At 60.5% G+C, this 15,372-nt stretch carries 14 protein-coding genes; 5 read left to right on the plus strand and 9 right to left on the minus strand.

The features are described 5' to 3' along the window. Positions 1-23 precede the first annotated feature (23 nt). Positions 24-1,370: a class-II fumarase/aspartase family protein gene (locus PCE31107_RS00650; protein ID WP_150605877.1), complete on the plus strand. Its 1,347-nt coding sequence runs from the start codon at positions 24-26 to the stop codon at positions 1,368-1,370. 123 nt (positions 1,371-1,493) lie between these two features. Here the strand turns inward: PCE31107_RS00650 and PCE31107_RS00655 are convergent, their stop codons facing one another. The 9 genes from PCE31107_RS00655 to PCE31107_RS00695 all read right to left on the minus strand — a co-directional run bounded on the left by PCE31107_RS00655 (position 1,494) and on the right by PCE31107_RS00695 (position 11,459). Next, positions 1,494-2,693: an aminotransferase class V-fold PLP-dependent enzyme gene (locus PCE31107_RS00655; protein WP_246181672.1), complete on the minus strand. Its 1,200-nt coding sequence runs from the start codon at positions 2,691-2,693 to the stop codon at positions 1,494-1,496. A gap of 48 nt (positions 2,694-2,741) precedes the next feature. Further along, on the minus strand, positions 2,742-4,049 hold the full coding sequence (locus PCE31107_RS00660; protein WP_150606814.1) for an NAD(P)/FAD-dependent oxidoreductase: 1,308 nt from the start codon (positions 4,047-4,049) through the stop codon (positions 2,742-2,744). Positions 4,050-4,074: 25 nt separating this feature from the next. Further along, a complete protein-coding gene (locus PCE31107_RS00665; protein WP_150605879.1) occupies positions 4,075-4,263 on the minus strand; it encodes a hypothetical protein in 189 nt (62 codons plus the stop codon). After that, the gene (locus PCE31107_RS00670) at positions 4,260-5,270 is read right to left on the minus strand and encodes a glutamate cyclase domain-containing protein (RefSeq protein ID WP_150605881.1); all 1,011 of its coding nucleotides are present in this window, start codon (positions 5,268-5,270) and stop codon (positions 4,260-4,262) included. Before PCE31107_RS00670 ends, PCE31107_RS00665 begins: the two co-directional genes overlap by 4 nt. A 2-nt stretch (positions 5,271-5,272) precedes the next feature. Beyond that, complete coding sequence (locus PCE31107_RS00675; protein WP_150605883.1) at positions 5,273-6,583, minus strand: PLP-dependent aminotransferase family protein; 1,311 nt, start codon at positions 6,581-6,583, stop codon at positions 5,273-5,275. A gap of 64 nt (positions 6,584-6,647) precedes the next feature. Next, entirely contained in the window at positions 6,648-7,643 is a 996-nt protein-coding gene (locus tag PCE31107_RS00680; RefSeq protein ID WP_150605885.1) for a glutamate cyclase domain-containing protein, read from the minus strand. 11 nt (positions 7,644-7,654) lie between these two features. Further along, positions 7,655-8,971 carry an MFS transporter gene (locus tag PCE31107_RS00685; protein WP_217425174.1) on the minus strand — a complete coding sequence of 439 codons (1,317 nt, stop codon included), beginning with the start codon at positions 8,969-8,971 and terminating at the stop codon, positions 7,655-7,657. Positions 8,972-9,042: 71 nt separating this feature from the next. Then, complete coding sequence (locus PCE31107_RS00690; RefSeq protein ID WP_130024417.1) at positions 9,043-10,542, minus strand: aldehyde dehydrogenase family protein; 1,500 nt, start codon at positions 10,540-10,542, stop codon at positions 9,043-9,045. A 26-nt stretch (positions 10,543-10,568) separates the two neighbouring features. Further along, complete coding sequence (locus PCE31107_RS00695) at positions 10,569-11,459, minus strand: NAD(P)-dependent oxidoreductase (protein WP_206100050.1); 891 nt, start codon at positions 11,457-11,459, stop codon at positions 10,569-10,571. A 230-nt stretch (positions 11,460-11,689) separates the two neighbouring features. On the opposite strand from PCE31107_RS00695, the gene PCE31107_RS00700 reads away from it, so the two are divergent. From PCE31107_RS00700 to PCE31107_RS00715, 4 genes are all read left to right on the plus strand, one after another. Next, positions 11,690-12,595 (plus strand): LysR family transcriptional regulator, encoded by a 906-nt coding sequence (locus tag PCE31107_RS00700; protein ID WP_150605887.1) that lies wholly within the window; start codon positions 11,690-11,692, stop codon positions 12,593-12,595. A 371-nt stretch (positions 12,596-12,966) separates the two neighbouring features. Continuing rightward, complete coding sequence (locus PCE31107_RS00705) at positions 12,967-13,860, plus strand: amino acid ABC transporter substrate-binding protein (RefSeq protein WP_150605889.1); 894 nt, start codon at positions 12,967-12,969, stop codon at positions 13,858-13,860. A 51-nt stretch (positions 13,861-13,911) separates the two neighbouring features. Next, positions 13,912-14,649, plus strand: a complete 738-nt coding sequence (locus PCE31107_RS00710; protein ID WP_150605891.1) for an amino acid ABC transporter permease — start codon at positions 13,912-13,914, stop codon at positions 14,647-14,649. Further along, entirely contained in the window at positions 14,646-15,371 is a 726-nt protein-coding gene (locus PCE31107_RS00715; protein WP_150605893.1) for an amino acid ABC transporter permease, read from the plus strand. The genes PCE31107_RS00710 and PCE31107_RS00715 overlap by 4 nt, the downstream gene beginning before the upstream one ends. Position 15,372: the final 1 nt, after the last annotated feature.

The raw sequence follows: 15,372 nt of genomic DNA on the forward strand, positions 1-15,372 counted from the left end.
ACGAATTGAGCAAGGACACTGCAATGGCAACGACGGTTTTCGACTCGGCGCTTTTCCGGGACATGTTCGGCACCCCCGGGATGCGCGATGTGTTTTCGGACGAGGCTTATCTCAAACGCTGCATCGATGCGGAAACGGCGCTCGCCCGTGCGCAGGCGAAGTCGGGGCTTATCCCCGAGGGCGCGGCGCGCGCCATCACCGAGGGGGCAGACTTCAGCAAGCTCGACCTGGATCAGTTGCGCCGGGAAACGGAGATCGTGGGCTATCCAATCTTGCCGCTCGTGCGACAGGTCAGCGAGATGTGCGGCGATGCCGGACGCTATCTCCACTGGGGCGCGACGACACAGGACATCATGGACACCGCCACGATGCTGCAATGCGCGCAGGGCGTGGCGATCATCGGCAGTCAACTCGACGAGGTACGCGAGGCGCTGCGCGCGCTCGCGCTGAAGCATGCCGATACGGTGACGGCTGGGCGTACGCACCTGCAGCACGCGTTGCCGGTGACGTTCGGCTTTCGCGCGGCCGTGTGGCTGTCGGCGCTGAACCGGCACGCCGAGCGGCTCGAGCAAGCCAAGGCCCGTGCGCTGATGGTGGAGTTCGGCGGCGCTGCCGGCACGCTGGCATCGCTTGGCGATCCGCAGCGCGCGCTCGAGACGCGCAAGTTGTTTGCGCAGGAACTTGGCCTTCGCGACCCGGAAATCACGTGGCACGTCGCGCGCGACGGGTTGAGCGAGTTGGTCTCCCTATTGGCCAATATCGGCGGGTCGCTCGGCAAGATCGGGCTCGATGTGATGATGATGGCGGCGTCGGAGTTCGGTGAAGTCGCGGAGCCCTTCGTGCCCGGTCGCGGCGCGAGTTCGACGATGCCGCAAAAGCGCAACCCGATTTCGAGTGAGCTGATGTTCGCCGCGGCCAAGATGCTGCGCGAACGCGCTGCGCTCATGCTCGACGCCACGATGCACGATTTCGAGCGCGCCACCGGTCCGTGGCATCTCGAATGGAGCGCCGTTCCGGAGAGCTTCCTGCTGGCCGCAAGCGCGCTGCATCAGGCGAATTTCATGTTGCGCGGCTTGCAGGTCGATACCGAACGGATGCGACGCAACCTCGACCTGACCGGCGGCTTGATCGTTGCCGAGGCCGTGATGATGGGGCTCGCGCCGGCGATCGGACGCCAGCACGCGCACGACGTCGTCTACGACGCGTGCCGTGTGGCCATCGAAAGCGGCGCCACGCTGTACGAGGTGCTCAAGGACAATGCGCAGATTCGCGACCGCCTGGAGGACAAGCAACTCCGGTCACTGACGGACCCGGCGAACTATCTCGGCGCCGCCGCGCATATGGCACGACTTGTGGCGCGCGGCGGTTGAACGCCGCGGGCGCCTCGTTGTCACTGCGCTTCGCCGGCGCTGAAGGTGTCATCGTCCTTGACGTGGCTTGGCATCAAAATCCCGGGGCACCTGCTGCCCCGTTGATTTGAGAGGCAACGGAACTCAACGCACGGGTGTCGTGGCCCTCACTGCTGCCAACCCTCGCCGAATGATCTCCACCACGGCGTCGACGTCCTCGCTAGTATTGAAGATACCGAACGAGATGCGAATTCCATCTCGTTCCGGGGAGACGCGCACTCCATTTTCAGCAAAGTATTCGGTCCACGCCGCAGCCGGGAGCGCCAGCACATAAATATGGGATCGCGAGCGGCGTTCGCGCGGTCCCACGAGCGGCACACCCAATGCGTCAAGCTCACCGATCAGGCGATCCCCCAGCAGCAACATGTGCTCCTCAACGTTCTTCAGACCGATGCGCTCGATCAGCGCTACGGACGCCATCAGCGCGTGCAAATGCGGCAGGTTGAAATTGCCGAGCTCAAACCGGCTTGCGTCGTCGCGGGTTCCCATGTCATCCGGTCGGGCAACATAGTTCGCCGGCGGCCGAGCCATTGCCGACATTGCAAGGTACGTCGGCTGTAGTTCAGTCAGCCCGGCGCGCACATACAGAAATCCAAGTCCCTGCGGAACCAACAATCCCTTGTGGCAACCTGCCGCGAGCATGTCGACGCCGAGCGCATCGACGTCCAGCGGCAACACCCCCACTGACTGCATGGCATCGACAATCAGGTAGATGTCTCGCTCACGGCATAGCCTGCCGATGCTGGCGATGTCGTGACGCTGTCCGGCATGGAACGTGACATGCGATAGGGTGATGACCTTCGTGCGGTGGTCAATCAATGGCGCAAAGATATTTGCGTCTGCCACATCGGTGTTGGAAGTCAGCTTGGCAAAGCGAACCTCGATACCCTTGCGCTGCAGATTGAGCCAAGCGTAAGCGTTGTTTGGATGATCGCCTTCGATCAGCACTACGTTGTCACCGGCTTTCAGGGGAACCGCGTTGGCCGCGATGTTCAGCCCTTCCGACGTGTTCTTGGTGAATGCAATCTCGCCGGGCGACGCGTGAATGAATCGCGCCGTGCACGCGCGCGCCTCCTCCACGCGCCGCATCCAAACCGGTTTCGGGCCTGCCGCCTCATATCCCTCATCGAGGAATCCCTCGATCGCGCGGCGTACCGGTGTGGACAGCGGCGTCTGGTGTGCTGCGTCCAGGTAAATCAAGTGTTTCGTGACAGGGAACAGATCTCGAATGCTCGAAAGGCTTATGGGGTTACTCATGACGTTCGCAAGTTTGATATCGCTCATGGCTCGGTGGATGACTTGAGCCGATAGACCACATGACCTCGGCCACCCTCAATGAAGCTTGACTCTTGGCATCCCGATTCGTCGAAGCCCGTGCACGGTGGCATCGACAAGCATTCGACGGAAGCCGGCAACGGTCGCAATGTGCTTCCGATATAACGCGGCGTACATGAATCGTGCCAACAGACCCTGGATCAGGATGTTTCCGCCGACAATCCCGCCCATCAGGCTTCCCACTGCTGAGGCCCCGCCCAGAGACACAAGAGACCCGTGGTCCGTATATCGGAACTCGGGGAGCGCGCGTCCGTTGACTCGCGCCCGCAGCGCCTTGGCAAGAAACGTAGCCTGCTGGTGAGCTGCTTGAGCCCTGGGAGGCACAAACTGGGCCCCCCGCCATGAGCAACTTGCGCAATCGCCGAGCGCAAAAATGCTCTCGTCGGACTCAGATTGCAGACGATTCGTCACTTTGACCTGATTCAATCGATTGACTTCCAGGCCATCCAATCCTGTCAGAACATCCGGTGCCTTGATGCCCGCTGACCAGATGGTGATGTCAGCAGGCAGGCGCCGTCCGCTCTTTGTCGTGACTTCGCTGGCGCCCACGTTCGTGACGGGGTCTCCGACGAACACGTGGATTCCGAGACGTCGAAGCAAATCTGTCGTGGTCGTCGCCACGCGCTCCGATAGCGCCGGTAGTATTCGAGGCCCGGCTTCAATCAAGCTGATGTTGATATCGCTGCCGTGTCGACGAGCGTACAAGCCGAACTTGCGAAATGCCGTCTCCATTCGACGAAGTTCCGCCGATAGCTCTACTCCGGTCGCGCCGCCACCGATAATTGCAACGTGAACACCGTCGGATGCTTTCCCTTCTGCCATTTTCGAGGCTTCGCGAATGCAGCTTTGCATGAGCTGTCTGCGTAGCTTTTCCGCCTGCTCCAGACAGTCCAGCGGCGTCGAGTTCTCTTGCGCGCCGGGCACACCGAAGAAATTGGTTTGGCTGCCGAGCGCCAATACCAGCGTGTCGTATTTCAGTTCTCGGGCCGGAAGCACTTCTTCGTTGGAATCCCATGACAACACGGGAGCCAACCGCAGTGTCTTTTCAGTTCGGTCCAGCCCCACCAATTCGCCTTGCACAAACCCGAAATGATGCCAATGAGCCTGTGCCGCGTACTCCAATTGGTGCGCCTCGGTATCCAGGCTGCCTGCCGCGACCTCGTGGAGCAGGGGCTTCCACACATGGGTTCGGCACCGGTCGACGAGGGTCACCTGGGCTTGATTCCTGCGTCCCATCGTTTCACCAAGACGGGTGGCCAGCTCCAGGCCGCCGGCGCCGCCGCCAATAATAATGATTCGATGCAAGTCACTCGTTTCCATCTGGATTCGACTAGTTGTAACCGAGGATGGCGGCGGTACTGACATCCGGGCGTTCGGATACGTTGCCGGCGAGCATCGTCATCGGCATCGTGAGCATCACCTGGTAGGCGGACGACTTCGTTCGAGCTTGCGCGTCTCGCGCGTTCTGCGCGGCATCGTCAATGCGGGCCCCGGCGTCATCAGCATTGGATTGGGTCATTTGAACACCGGCGCAATGATGGTTGAAATCATCTGGACGACGGCGAGGTGCGTCGCTTCAGGAAGACCGTCGACGTTGCCGTCAACAACGTTATCGACCGAATTGATCAATCCGACATCGACGCCCCGTCGCAATAGTGCCGCTTCCAGCGGGGGCGTGTGAGCCAGCGAACGCCTTCCCATCCGGGCGGCAAATGCGCCCGCGATGGCGTAGCAGCCCCAGTTTGAGCACGCCGCGGTGACCAGAGCATCCGTCCCCGTTACCGCGCCGATGCCCGGTGAGCCGTCTGGCCTGGCGTCGCCGAACTTCACATGCTTGCGCACGGCATCGGCGACAACGCCCATGCCGATTTCATTACCGCCATCACCCACAGCGACCGTGGGGATGCCTTGGGATCGCGCTTCGTCGAACATGAAATCGATGCGAGCGCGCCCCATGCCGTAGTCGATGCCGCGCATGCTGCAATAGATGCCATCCACGTTGCGGCCAACGCGCTCGGTCGAGAAGAAAAGCGCAGGCTGGTACTTGGCAATCAACGCACGCGACGCTTCTTTCGCATTCACATCGTCGATCGGAAACGGTTCAACGCTGACCACTGCAAGACTGCCGTCGTCGCGCGCAATCGTTGCCTGCTCGTAAGGGAGCACCGTCAGTCCTGCCGTTGTCAGAATGGCCGATGTGCTCTCGATAAGCGTTTCTTCGACGAACGCGATGCAGAGCGCCTTCTTCGCCAACGACAGCGCACGAACGATCGCGGCCAGCCCGGCAGGCCCATCGTTCTCCCCGATGGTGGGAGAAATCCAGGCGCGAGACACGGAACCGGTCGTTACAAAAACGTTCGAGCGCTCAGGAATGGCAGACAACGCATCCGCCGCCGCGCCCACCAACGAGCCTCCCTGACGCTCACGCGCGGCTGTGTAAAGGTGTTCGACGCCGCGACCGCCCAGGTCAAGCGAGACCAGAGCATCCAGGCGATTATCAATTGCAGAGAAATTTGCCGTCGACATAGTCACTTACCAATGATGATTTGCGAAATGGCGGCGCGGTCGCCTATGACTTGCGCGACCTTTTCCAGCGAATCCATAACCGCATGAACCACCGCGTCAAATCCGCCAACGCGATCCAATGCGTCAAGCGTGGGTTTCAGGCGCAGCGAAACGCGCGCGCCAGGCTGGCCGTGCGTGTTGACCGTCAGCACGCCATGATCTTGCAAGAGGATCATCCCGAGTGCCGAAGTCGCCTCGCACGGGACCACGACCGGTGTCGAACCATCTTTGCCCGCCATGCGTAACAGCACGCGCAGGACGGCGTCTTCTTCGACCATGGGCCCGAGGTCGCTTCGCTGGACGAGGTCCCGTCCAAGCGTCTCCTCCAGCACTGCGGCGAGCTTCTGGCCGGCCTCCGCTTCCTTGCGCAAGTCGTCAGGCTCATACTTCTTGAGCGAGCGAAGTACCGCAGCGGTGATCGGCGCGCGCGCCTCCATGCCAAACTCCGCGCCCTTGGCACCGGCGGCCGTGACCAGGTCGGCTCGCCCGACCAACACGCCGGCGCGCGGGCCAGACAGACCCGCCTTATCGCAGTTCGTGATGGAGATATCGGCGCCTAACTGCAGACTCAACTGCCCGCGATGGAGGACCGTACGCAGGCGGGCACCATAGGCTTCGTCGAGAAATACTTTTGCGCCTGAGGTGTGGGCATATTGGATGACTTGCGTGGTAACGCCGTCTTGCATTCGCTCCAGGCTACTGGTCACGGTGGTAATGACGACGAGTGCCGGGCGGTGCTCGTTAATGGCGCCCTGCCAATCCTTGTCGCCCTGAGCCTCGACCACAGGCACGCCGGCAATTTTGGCGCCGCGAACGACAGAGGCGTGCGAACGTCCGCCCGGCGGAACGACCGATACCACCGGCAAGCCGCCGGCCAACGCCGCAATAGTCGCAATGATGCCGGCACTCGTGCGATTGAAGGTCGCAACCGCGTCAGCCGAGCGACCGCCCATATGACCGATGGCGACTTGGCGCAACTCTTCTGCCGCGAGCCCGGGACCCACCCACTCCTCGCACAACGTTGCGATGTCGTCGGGAACGATCGGAAAGTCGCGTTGGTTGCCTGTGAACACGCCAATCGACTCAGACCCCAGCAGTCGTACCCGCTGCGCTGCGATGTGTTGGCCGTGTCGAAGACGAAGGGCTTCTTCGATACTGGATTTGATGATGGAGCCACGCGCGAAGCCCACCGTCGGGTCAATGGGGTTTCCAAAACTATCCGTCTTTATGGCAGATGCGACGACGGAATGCCGTTCGATGTTGACGCTACTCATTGATGTCACCTTTGTTTATCCCGTCGTCGCTCAATCCGTAGTGCGACGACGGGTTCCTTATCGGTCAGCGATTAACGGAAATAACGCTCCTAAGGAGCGCGACAAACGCCGCGTGGCCTTCCCAGTCGATGCCATCGACCGCCGCTTCGGCAAGCGAGGTCGCCCCGTCTCGAGCCCCCGCTTTTACGGTCGCGTCGATGAGCTGAAACTCGGAGGCCGGCGAATGCAATAGTTCGGGACGATTGGATTGCCACGCGAGCGCAGCTGCGACCGCGTAAGCCCCCCAGTTGGATACCGATGCACTGACCACCACGTCCGTGGCGGTAACGGTCACGACCCCCGACGCGTGACCGGCGAGGGAACGCCCACCGTAAGGGTGTGCTGCCGTAATGGCATCACGAACTGCACCGAAGCCAACCTCGTTTCCGCCGTCGCCGATGCCGATGCTCAAGGCGCCTGCCTTTCTCGCCATATCGGCGAGAAGATAGACGTGACCGACGTCGTCCGGATGTCGGCAATCTCCCCGAACACCGTGGAAGAAGCCCTCGACGTTTGGTCCGTCTCGCTCGACGAAAATGACGGCCCGAGGTCGATGCGTATTCATCAGCGCTTGTGCATAGCGCTCGCCGCCCGACTTCCCAAGGGGAAAGCAAACGGTCTGAATGGGGGCGCAGTCGGGTAAATCGGCATTCACGAGGTTTGCTACGGCCTCCACCGGGGCCGAATGCGCTTCTTCCGTCACCATCACGATGCGAGCGCCATAACCAAGCATCAGGGCCCGCGCGAGGACTGCGGCGCCAACAGGGCCGTCCGTCTCCCCCTGGGGGAGTTTCGGCGCGGTTCCGGCGCCGGTGGCGATAAAGACCGTGTCGCCGTGCGAGAGCACGTCGGCGAGGCGGCGCGCCGCCAATGAGCTGAGCGGCTCACCATGATGTGATCGGCAGATGGCGTACATCGGAACCACGTAGCCGGGCGGCAAGCCACCGGACATCGGTCGAATCTCGACCGTCATAAGGCGGTCGATGCGCTCGCCGGTAATTTGATTGGGCAGCGGTGTCACGATATCTCCCGTCACTGGTCGATGCGGGCGCGGTAGGTCTCTTTGACCATCAAGATGCAGATCATCGAGATAACGGCGGCGACCACGACATACCACGAGACTGCGGCGGAGCTACCGGTGCGCGACACCAGCCACGCTGCGATGAGCGGTGTCGGCGCACTCGAGATGATTCCCGACAACTGATACGCGGTTGAAGAGCCCGAGAAGCGATATCGTGTCGGATACTGCTCCGCGTAAATCACCCCGTGCAACGAGCCAGTCGCCGCGTGACCAATGCCAAGACCCAACGAGATGGCGACGCTAATCAGTGTGGGATTGCCGGTATCGAGCAGCCAAAACATGGGGAATGCATACAGCCCGAAGAAGACCGTACCGATGCCATACACGATGCGGCGTCCCCACTTGTCCGAGAGCCAGCCGAAGAACGGTTGCATGACCAAGTCCACCGCCGCAGCGATCAGCAGTGCCGTCGACGCAACGCTACGAGGCAGGTGAAGCGTGGTGGTGATGTAGGTCAGCGCATAGACGGTAATCAGGAAGTATCCGACGTTCGCGACCGTCTGGAAAAAGACCATGATGAGTGTCTTTTTCTTTTCGTTTTGCCACACTTCAAGCAGCGGCGCGCGCGATACCTTGCCCTCGCTTCGCACCTTCTCGAAGGCGGGAGGCTCCGTCACTTGCAAGCGGATGTACATACCCACCGCCAGCAACGCCAGGCTCAAGATGAACGGGATGCGCCATCCCCAGGTGAAGAACTGGTCGTCGGGGAGCGATGAGACAATCGCGAAGGCGCCACTGGACACGAGCAGTCCCGCGGGCACACCCATCTGCATCGTGCTGCCGAACAATCCGCGCCGGCCTTCGGGGGCGTGCTCGACAGACATCAACGCAGCGCCTCCCCACTCTCCACCGAGGGCGAAACCCTGGATCACACGTAACAGGATCAAGAGTGCGGGGCTCCAGTGGCCGATGGCATTTTGGGTTGGTAAAAAGCCGATGGCTGCGGTACAAAGCCCCATCACCAGGAGCGTGAAGAGCAGCATTTTCTTGCGGCCGGTTTGGTCGCCAAAGTGACCAATGACCATACCTCCCAAGGGGCGCAGGATGAATGCCACTGCAAACGAAGCCATCGACGCCAACGTCGCGAGCTCCGGAGATAGGTCGTTGAAGAAGACCTTTGGAAACACCAATGCAGCCGCCGTTCCATAGAGGAAATAGTCGTACCACTCGACGGTTGTTCCAATGAAAGAGCTGAATGCTGCTCGGGTGGACACCCTGTGCCCACCGTCGCTCTGTGCATGTGCCGCGATGTTGAGATTTGTCGTCACGATGAACCTCGCCTGTCACCAAACTCACAACGGCGGCCCGGTCGTTGCCGGACCGCCACGCTTATTTCTAGTTATACGTTGATGGTCACGCTCTTGCGGGCCGTATAGGCCTCGAGCGCCCCCTCGATCGAGTACTCGGCGCCGATACCGCTTTGCTTCGCGCCGCCGTATGACATGCCGGGAATCTGTCCGCCGGCGCGATTGACCTGGAGCCAACCCGCATCGATGCGCTCTGTCGCGCGAAGCGCCGTCGTGAGGTCGTTGGTGAAGACGTAGGCGGCCAGACCGTACACCGTGTCGTTTGCCCAGTTGAGCACTTCTTCTTCATCCGACCACTCGATGGCGACGAGCACCGGACCGAAGACCTCCTCACGGGCAACACGCCAGCGGTTATCCACGCCGGCGAAAATCACGGGTTCAGGGAAGAAGCCCTTGGCTTCCTCGACGGTCGGCGGCAAGGATCCGGTCAATACCTTGGCGCCATTGTCGATGGCCTCCTTGATAAAGGCGCGCACTTCGGCGTAACGCTCGGCGTTGATGATGGCGCCAATGTCGTTGGTCTCGTCGAGCGAGTCACCAATCTTCATTTCCTTCACCTTGGCGACGAGCTTCGTCATGACCGGTTCCCACACGCTGGTGTGGACATAGAGGCGTGAGCCTGCCGTGCACGACTGGCCTTGGCGAGCGAATCGCATGGCGTTGATGATGCCCGTCACTGTTGCGTCGATATGCTCCGGCGTAGCAGCATCCGGGTACACGATGCAGGGGCTCTTGCCGCCAAGCTCAAGCGTCGAGCGCGCGATACGATCGGCAACGGCACGGCCGACCAACTTGCCGACTTCGAGCGACCCTGTGAACGACACTTTCGCGACATGCGGATGTGCCGATAGCGGCGCACCCGCATCGATGCCCGTCCCCGTGACGACATTGAATACGCCCGCAGGGAACAGGTCCGTGGCCAGCTCGGCAATCTTGATGACGGCGAGAGGCGCGTCTTCCGCCGGCTTGAGCACCAGGGTGTTGCCGGTGCCGAGCGCCATGCCGATCTTGACGGCAGCCAGAACGACCGGCGAGTTCCACGGGATGATGGCGCCGACAACGCCCAGCGGCTCACGTGTGGTGTAGCTGAATATTCCCGGACCGAGCGGTAAGGTTTCGCCCTTTTGCTCGGCAATGACGCCGCCGTAATAGCGCAGGACTTCGGCAGCCCCCAACACTTCCGGGCGGCTTTGCGTGCGCAGTGCATTGCCACTTTCTGCGGCAAGAACGCGCGCGATTTCTTCCGCGTTCGCCGTCACGCGGTTGCCCAGTTCGATGAGTAGCGCACCGCGTGCGCGCGACGCCATGCGGCGCCACGTCGGGAAGGCCGCGCTGGCGGCTGCCACGGCAGCCGCTACGTCATCGGCGTCGCTGGCACCGATGGTCGCCAAGATAGTGCGACGCGAAGGGTTTTCAACGTCGAGCGTCTTGCCGTTGGCCGGCTTACGCCATTCGCCGTTGACGAGCAAACCGGTGATGCCGGCGTTCGGCAACACGACTTCGGGGGTGAGGTTGTCGGTGTGAGTGTTCACGGAATTTCCTTGTCGAGTACGGGGGCTTATTTCGCTGTCGGCAGGCTCAGACGCACACCCATCAACGCTTCGTAGATTTCATTGACGCTGGTGGAGTCCTTGCCGCCCAACCCCTTCGCTCGGGCTGCGTTGTAGGTCTGGAGCACCAACTGACCAAGCGGCATCGGGAGATTCGAGAACTCGTCGAGGCACAGCTTGATGTCCTTGTGCATGAGGTCGATGGCGAAGTTCGCGGGGCGCTCCGCCGTGAACAAGGTCTTCGGCAGGTAATCGAGCATCTTGCTGCCGGCCAGACCTGCCGACAGGACTTCGCACAGCACTTCCAGGTTCGCGCCTGCCTTGACGCTTGCGGTGAGTACTTCTCCCAGCGCCACGGTATTGATGGCGGTGAGCAGGTTGTGGCTCAGCTTGGTCAGTTGCCCCGCGCCTGTCGGTCCGCAATGCACCACGCGCCCGGCGAGAACGTCGAACACCGGTTGCAGCTTTTGCAGCAGCTCGGCCGTCGCTCCAACCATGAGGACCAACTTGCCGCTCTCCGCGCCCAGCACGCCACCGCTGACCGGTGCGTCGACGAAGTACACGCCTTGCTTGGCAGCAACTTCCGCGATCTCCTTGGTGGTGGCAGGATCGACAGTGCTGAAGTCGACGATGATGGCGCCATCGACTGCGCTTTTGAGTACGCCTGTCTCGCCCATCACGGCATCGCGCAGGGTTTTGGGGCTCGGCAAGCTCAGGAGAATTCGCTCGGCGCCGCGCGCGGCATCGGCCGGACTTTTTGCGCCGGATGCACCCTGGGCAACCAGCGAGTCAACGGCAGCCTGACTCGGGTCATACACACGAACCTCATGGCCGGCTGCGAGTAGGCGGGCGGCCATGCGTCCCCCCATGCGTCCAACACCAATGAATGCAATCTTCATTTCCACTTTCTCCATCTAAGACCGGGTTGTAAGGGCCGATGCGGTGCGTTGGGCACCGCTCGCAAGCTCACGCCATTCAGGGGGGGGCCCCGTCCATCGTCGCGAGCGGAATCTCGGTGAAGTGAAATATAGGTAGACAAATTAAGAAAAAAAAGACGACACTTTTTGACGGTATGCGTAAATATTGCTTACCATTAGGTGCCGTACCTTCTTGGCAGGGAGACAGAACGATGCTTCACTTGGGACGTTTGCGATTGCTTCACGAGTTGTCCGTGTTGGGCACGATTTCCGCCGTCGCCGAAGCGGTTCACCTGACCAGGCCGGCGGTATCGCAGCAACTGGCGCAACTTGAAGACGACCTGGAAACCGTGCTGATCGAGCGCTCTGGACGCGGGGTTCAACTCACACCCGCAGGCCGCCGTCTGGTGGCTCGATCGACCGACCTGTTTGCGATGGTCGAGGAGATCGAGGCGGAAGTCGCTGCCGCGAATATCGAGGTATCGGGCGAGGTGCGGCTGACGGCGTTTGGCTCGCTAGCGAGTACCGTGGTGCCACGTGCAATCCATCAACTGGTGGAGCAACACCCGAAGCTCAACGTCATCTTTACGGAACTGGAACCGTCGGAGGGGCTGCGCGCCGCTGCGGCAAAGCAAACCGATATCGCGATCGTCGATGACTTGGTCAACGCCGAATCGCTGGCAGATGCGCTCGAATTCATTGCGCTATGCGTGGATCATTTCGACGCGGTCGTTTCGGCGTCGCACAAGCTGGCTTCGAGAAAGTCCATCCAGTTGGCGGACTTGGCTCACGAGAGATGGGCGCTGAACCAATCCGCATCCACGTACCACACGTTCATCCTGAACGCCTGCTATGCGGCCGGGTTCACGCCCAGGGTCACGGCCAGCAGTCGCAATACAGCAGTGACGTTGGAACTTGTGAGAACAGGTTGCGTGGTCGCCGTGCTCCCGCGCTTGGCGCTCAAACATGCGGAACTCGATGCCGATCTGTCTATCATCCCGCTTGCGCCTGTGTTGAATCGCCGGGTATTCGTTGCCTCGCCCAGAGGTGTCGCGAAGCGTCCGGCGGTGGCCGCCGTGCTGGACGCGCTGCAAAATGCAGCGACGCAGTTCGTCTGATCGCGAACATCCTGCCGAACGAGGTTTCGAGCGGTGGCGCGGAGCTGGTCTATGGCGTCGGTACATTCCCGGACATGGCGTCTGTCTGAGCGCCGCGACGACGCTTGATAAGCGCGTATCCATCGACCGAATTCAAACGCACGCAGCTATCCTGCGGGCCACGGCTGGTGCGCCTTTCTACCCATTTCCCCGCAGTTCTTTTCGCCCCGAATCCTCCGCCGATCGACTTGAAAGGGAAGATTTTCTTTCTTATTCGGAAAGAAATGACCGCCTTTTTTTCTATTTTTTGACTGCCTAGAGTGCATTTACGCCCTATCCGGCGTTTATCACTTAACGGGTCGATGAGGCCTCAGTCAAAAGGAGTTCGGGGTATGTTGCAACGAGTTAGTCAGGTGATTCTTGTCGCGGCGAGCGCATTCGTCCTGGTCAGCAACGTGCAGGCGGCTGACACGCTGGCGAAGATCAAGGGCACCGGTGAAATCCGTCTCGGCGTACGGGATGCGTCCGTACCGTTTTCATTCCTCGACCAAAAGGAGAACTACGTTGGCTTTTCCATTGATCTGTGCCACAAGATTGCGGATAGAGTGAAGCAAACGCTCGGTATGTCCTCGTTGAAAATCACGAACGTACCTGTCACGTCGGCCAATCGAATCGCGCTGGTGAACAACGGGAACGTCGATATCGAATGCGCCAGCACGGCCAATAGCCTGGACCGACAAAAGCAGGTGGGCTTTTCCGTCGCGACGTTTGTGAGCCACACACGCTGGCTCGTGAAGGCAAATTCCGGCATCAAGACGGCTGCCGACCTGAAGGGCAAGACCGTCGTCTACACGCAAGGCTCCAACGCCTTGGAGTTTGCGAAGGAAATCAGCCAGAAGAACCACCTGAACCTGAAATACATTCCGGCGCATGACCACGGAGAGTCGATGCTCGTGCTGGAGAATGGTCGCGCAGCAGCGTTCATCGAGGACGACATCCTCCTGGCCGCGAAGAAGGCTGACGCCAAGGATCCGAGTGCTTACACCTTCCTGCCGGAATCGTACAACTCGCTATATTACGGTCTGATGATCGCGAAAGATGACCCTGCGTTCAAGAAGGTCGTGGATGACACGCTGAAATCGCTTATGGCTTCCGGAGAATTCGACCGCATCTACAAGCAATGGTTTGAAGACGCGATTCCCCCGCGTGGCATCAAACTTAACTTTCCGATGAGTCAGGACCTGAAGGCTCGGGTCACATCCCCGAGCGATAAGGTTCCCTCCTGACAGACATTGCCAACGGGCAGCGAGCGCTGCCCCCATTTTGCTACGTCATCCATGGAATTGCTTTTTGAAACCACCATCGACGGAGGCCGGTATATCGACTGGCTCCTGTCCGGACTCGAATGGACCGTGCTTCTTTGGCTAGGCGGCGCTGTCATTGCTACGGTCCTCGGCATCGTCGTAGGGAGCGGCAGGACCGCACGCAGTCTTGGGTTCCGTGTCATCGCGCGCGCCTACGTTCAGGTATTTCGCAATGTACCGCTCCTGATGCAAGCGTTTCTCTGGTATTTCGTGCTTCCCGAGTTGCTGCCCGTCAGCCTGGGTTCGGCACTCAAGCAGATGCCTCCGCCTTGGGGGAGTTTCGTACCTGCGCTGGTAGCCGTCGGCACCTATACAGGCGCTCGCGTCGCCGAACAGATTCGCTCCGGCATTCAGTCGTTGCCCAAAGGTCAGCGAGAGGCCGCGTTTGCGTTGGGCTTGTCGAGCTTCACAACGTACGCGTTGATTCTGATTCCACAAGCGCTGAGGACGATGGCCCCTTCGTTGACGAGCGAGGCGCTTGCACTGCTCAAGAACACGTCGGTGGCGATGACCATCGGGCTGTTGGAACTGACGGCACAAGCGCAACAAATGAACGAATTCACATTTAGAACGTTTGAGTCGTTTAGCGTCGTCACCGTAACGTACCTCGTCCTTTCGCTGCTTATCTACGGTGTCGCCGAATTGGTCATCCGCAGATTCTCGTCGACGAAAAAGTCGGCGTTGGCACCCGTAACGGAGTCATTGTCATGACGTTTGACTACGAAGCCATTGTCGCTGCGCTCCCCTATCTCGGCCAAGGCATGGTTTTCACGCTGCAGCTGACGCTCGTCGCCTTTGCCGGGGGACTGGTCATCGGTACCGCCATGGCGGTCGTTCGCCATATTGAGGTGCCCGTGCTGAGTAAAATCATCTGGGCCTACGTCACGGTGATGCGCTCCATTCCCCTCATCATGGTGTTGTTCTGGTTCTTCTTTCTTGTGCCGGTGGCGCTTCGTACCCTCTCACCGAACGGGATGTCCATTTCGGTCAGTCCGCAGTTGACCGCTTTCGTCACATACACGCTTTTCGAAGCGGCGTATTTCTGCGAAATCATTCGGTCCGGCCTGTTGGCCGTTCCGCGTGGGCAGTTTGAGGGGGCGAAGGCGCTCGGGCTCAGCACTTGGCAAACCTTCTCACTGATCATCGTTCCGCAGGCAGTCAAGGCCGTGGTGCCGATCATGGTGACGCAAGCCGTCATCCTTTTCCAAGATACGTCGCTCGTGTACGTCCTGTCGCTGACGGATTTCGTTGGCGCCGCGTCGAAGATTGCCCAGCGCGACGGCAAGCTCGTTGAGTTCTATACATTCGCCGCCGTTGTCTACTTTGTTGTCTGCTCGATGGTTGCCGAACTTTCCGATTACTTGCGGCACAGGCGCCAGACGACGAGCGCCATGCGAGTCCCCTCCGGCGAAGCCCTAAAGGCGACGGCCTGAC

It is taken from the genome of Pandoraea cepalis (assembly GCF_902459625.1).
GTDB lineage: Bacteria > Pseudomonadota > Gammaproteobacteria > Burkholderiales > Burkholderiaceae > Pandoraea > Pandoraea cepalis.

Excerpts from the sequence above, each read along its gene's own strand:
- PCE31107_RS00650 (WP_150605877.1), top strand. The coding sequence starts at position 24 with ATGGCAACGACGGTTTTCGACTCGGCGCTTTTCCGGGACATGTTCGGC.
- PCE31107_RS00655 (WP_246181672.1), bottom strand. The coding sequence starts at position 2,693 with ATGAGCGATATCAAACTTGCGAACGTCATGAGTAACCCCATAAGCCTT.
- PCE31107_RS00665 (WP_150605879.1), bottom strand. The coding sequence starts at position 4,263 with ATGACCCAATCCAATGCTGATGACGCCGGGGCCCGCATTGACGATGCC.
- PCE31107_RS00670 (WP_150605881.1), bottom strand. The coding sequence starts at position 5,270 with ATGTCGACGGCAAATTTCTCTGCAATTGATAATCGCCTGGATGCTCTG.
- PCE31107_RS00675 (WP_150605883.1), bottom strand. The coding sequence starts at position 6,583 with ATGAGTAGCGTCAACATCGAACGGCATTCCGTCGTCGCATCTGCCATA.
- PCE31107_RS00695 (WP_206100050.1), bottom strand. The coding sequence starts at position 11,459 with ATGAAGATTGCATTCATTGGTGTTGGACGCATGGGGGGACGCATGGCC.
- PCE31107_RS00700 (WP_150605887.1), top strand. The coding sequence starts at position 11,690 with ATGCTTCACTTGGGACGTTTGCGATTGCTTCACGAGTTGTCCGTGTTG.
- PCE31107_RS00705 (WP_150605889.1), top strand. The coding sequence starts at position 12,967 with ATGTTGCAACGAGTTAGTCAGGTGATTCTTGTCGCGGCGAGCGCATTC.
- PCE31107_RS00710 (WP_150605891.1), top strand. The coding sequence starts at position 13,912 with ATGGAATTGCTTTTTGAAACCACCATCGACGGAGGCCGGTATATCGAC.
- PCE31107_RS00715 (WP_150605893.1), top strand. The coding sequence starts at position 14,646 with ATGACGTTTGACTACGAAGCCATTGTCGCTGCGCTCCCCTATCTCGGC.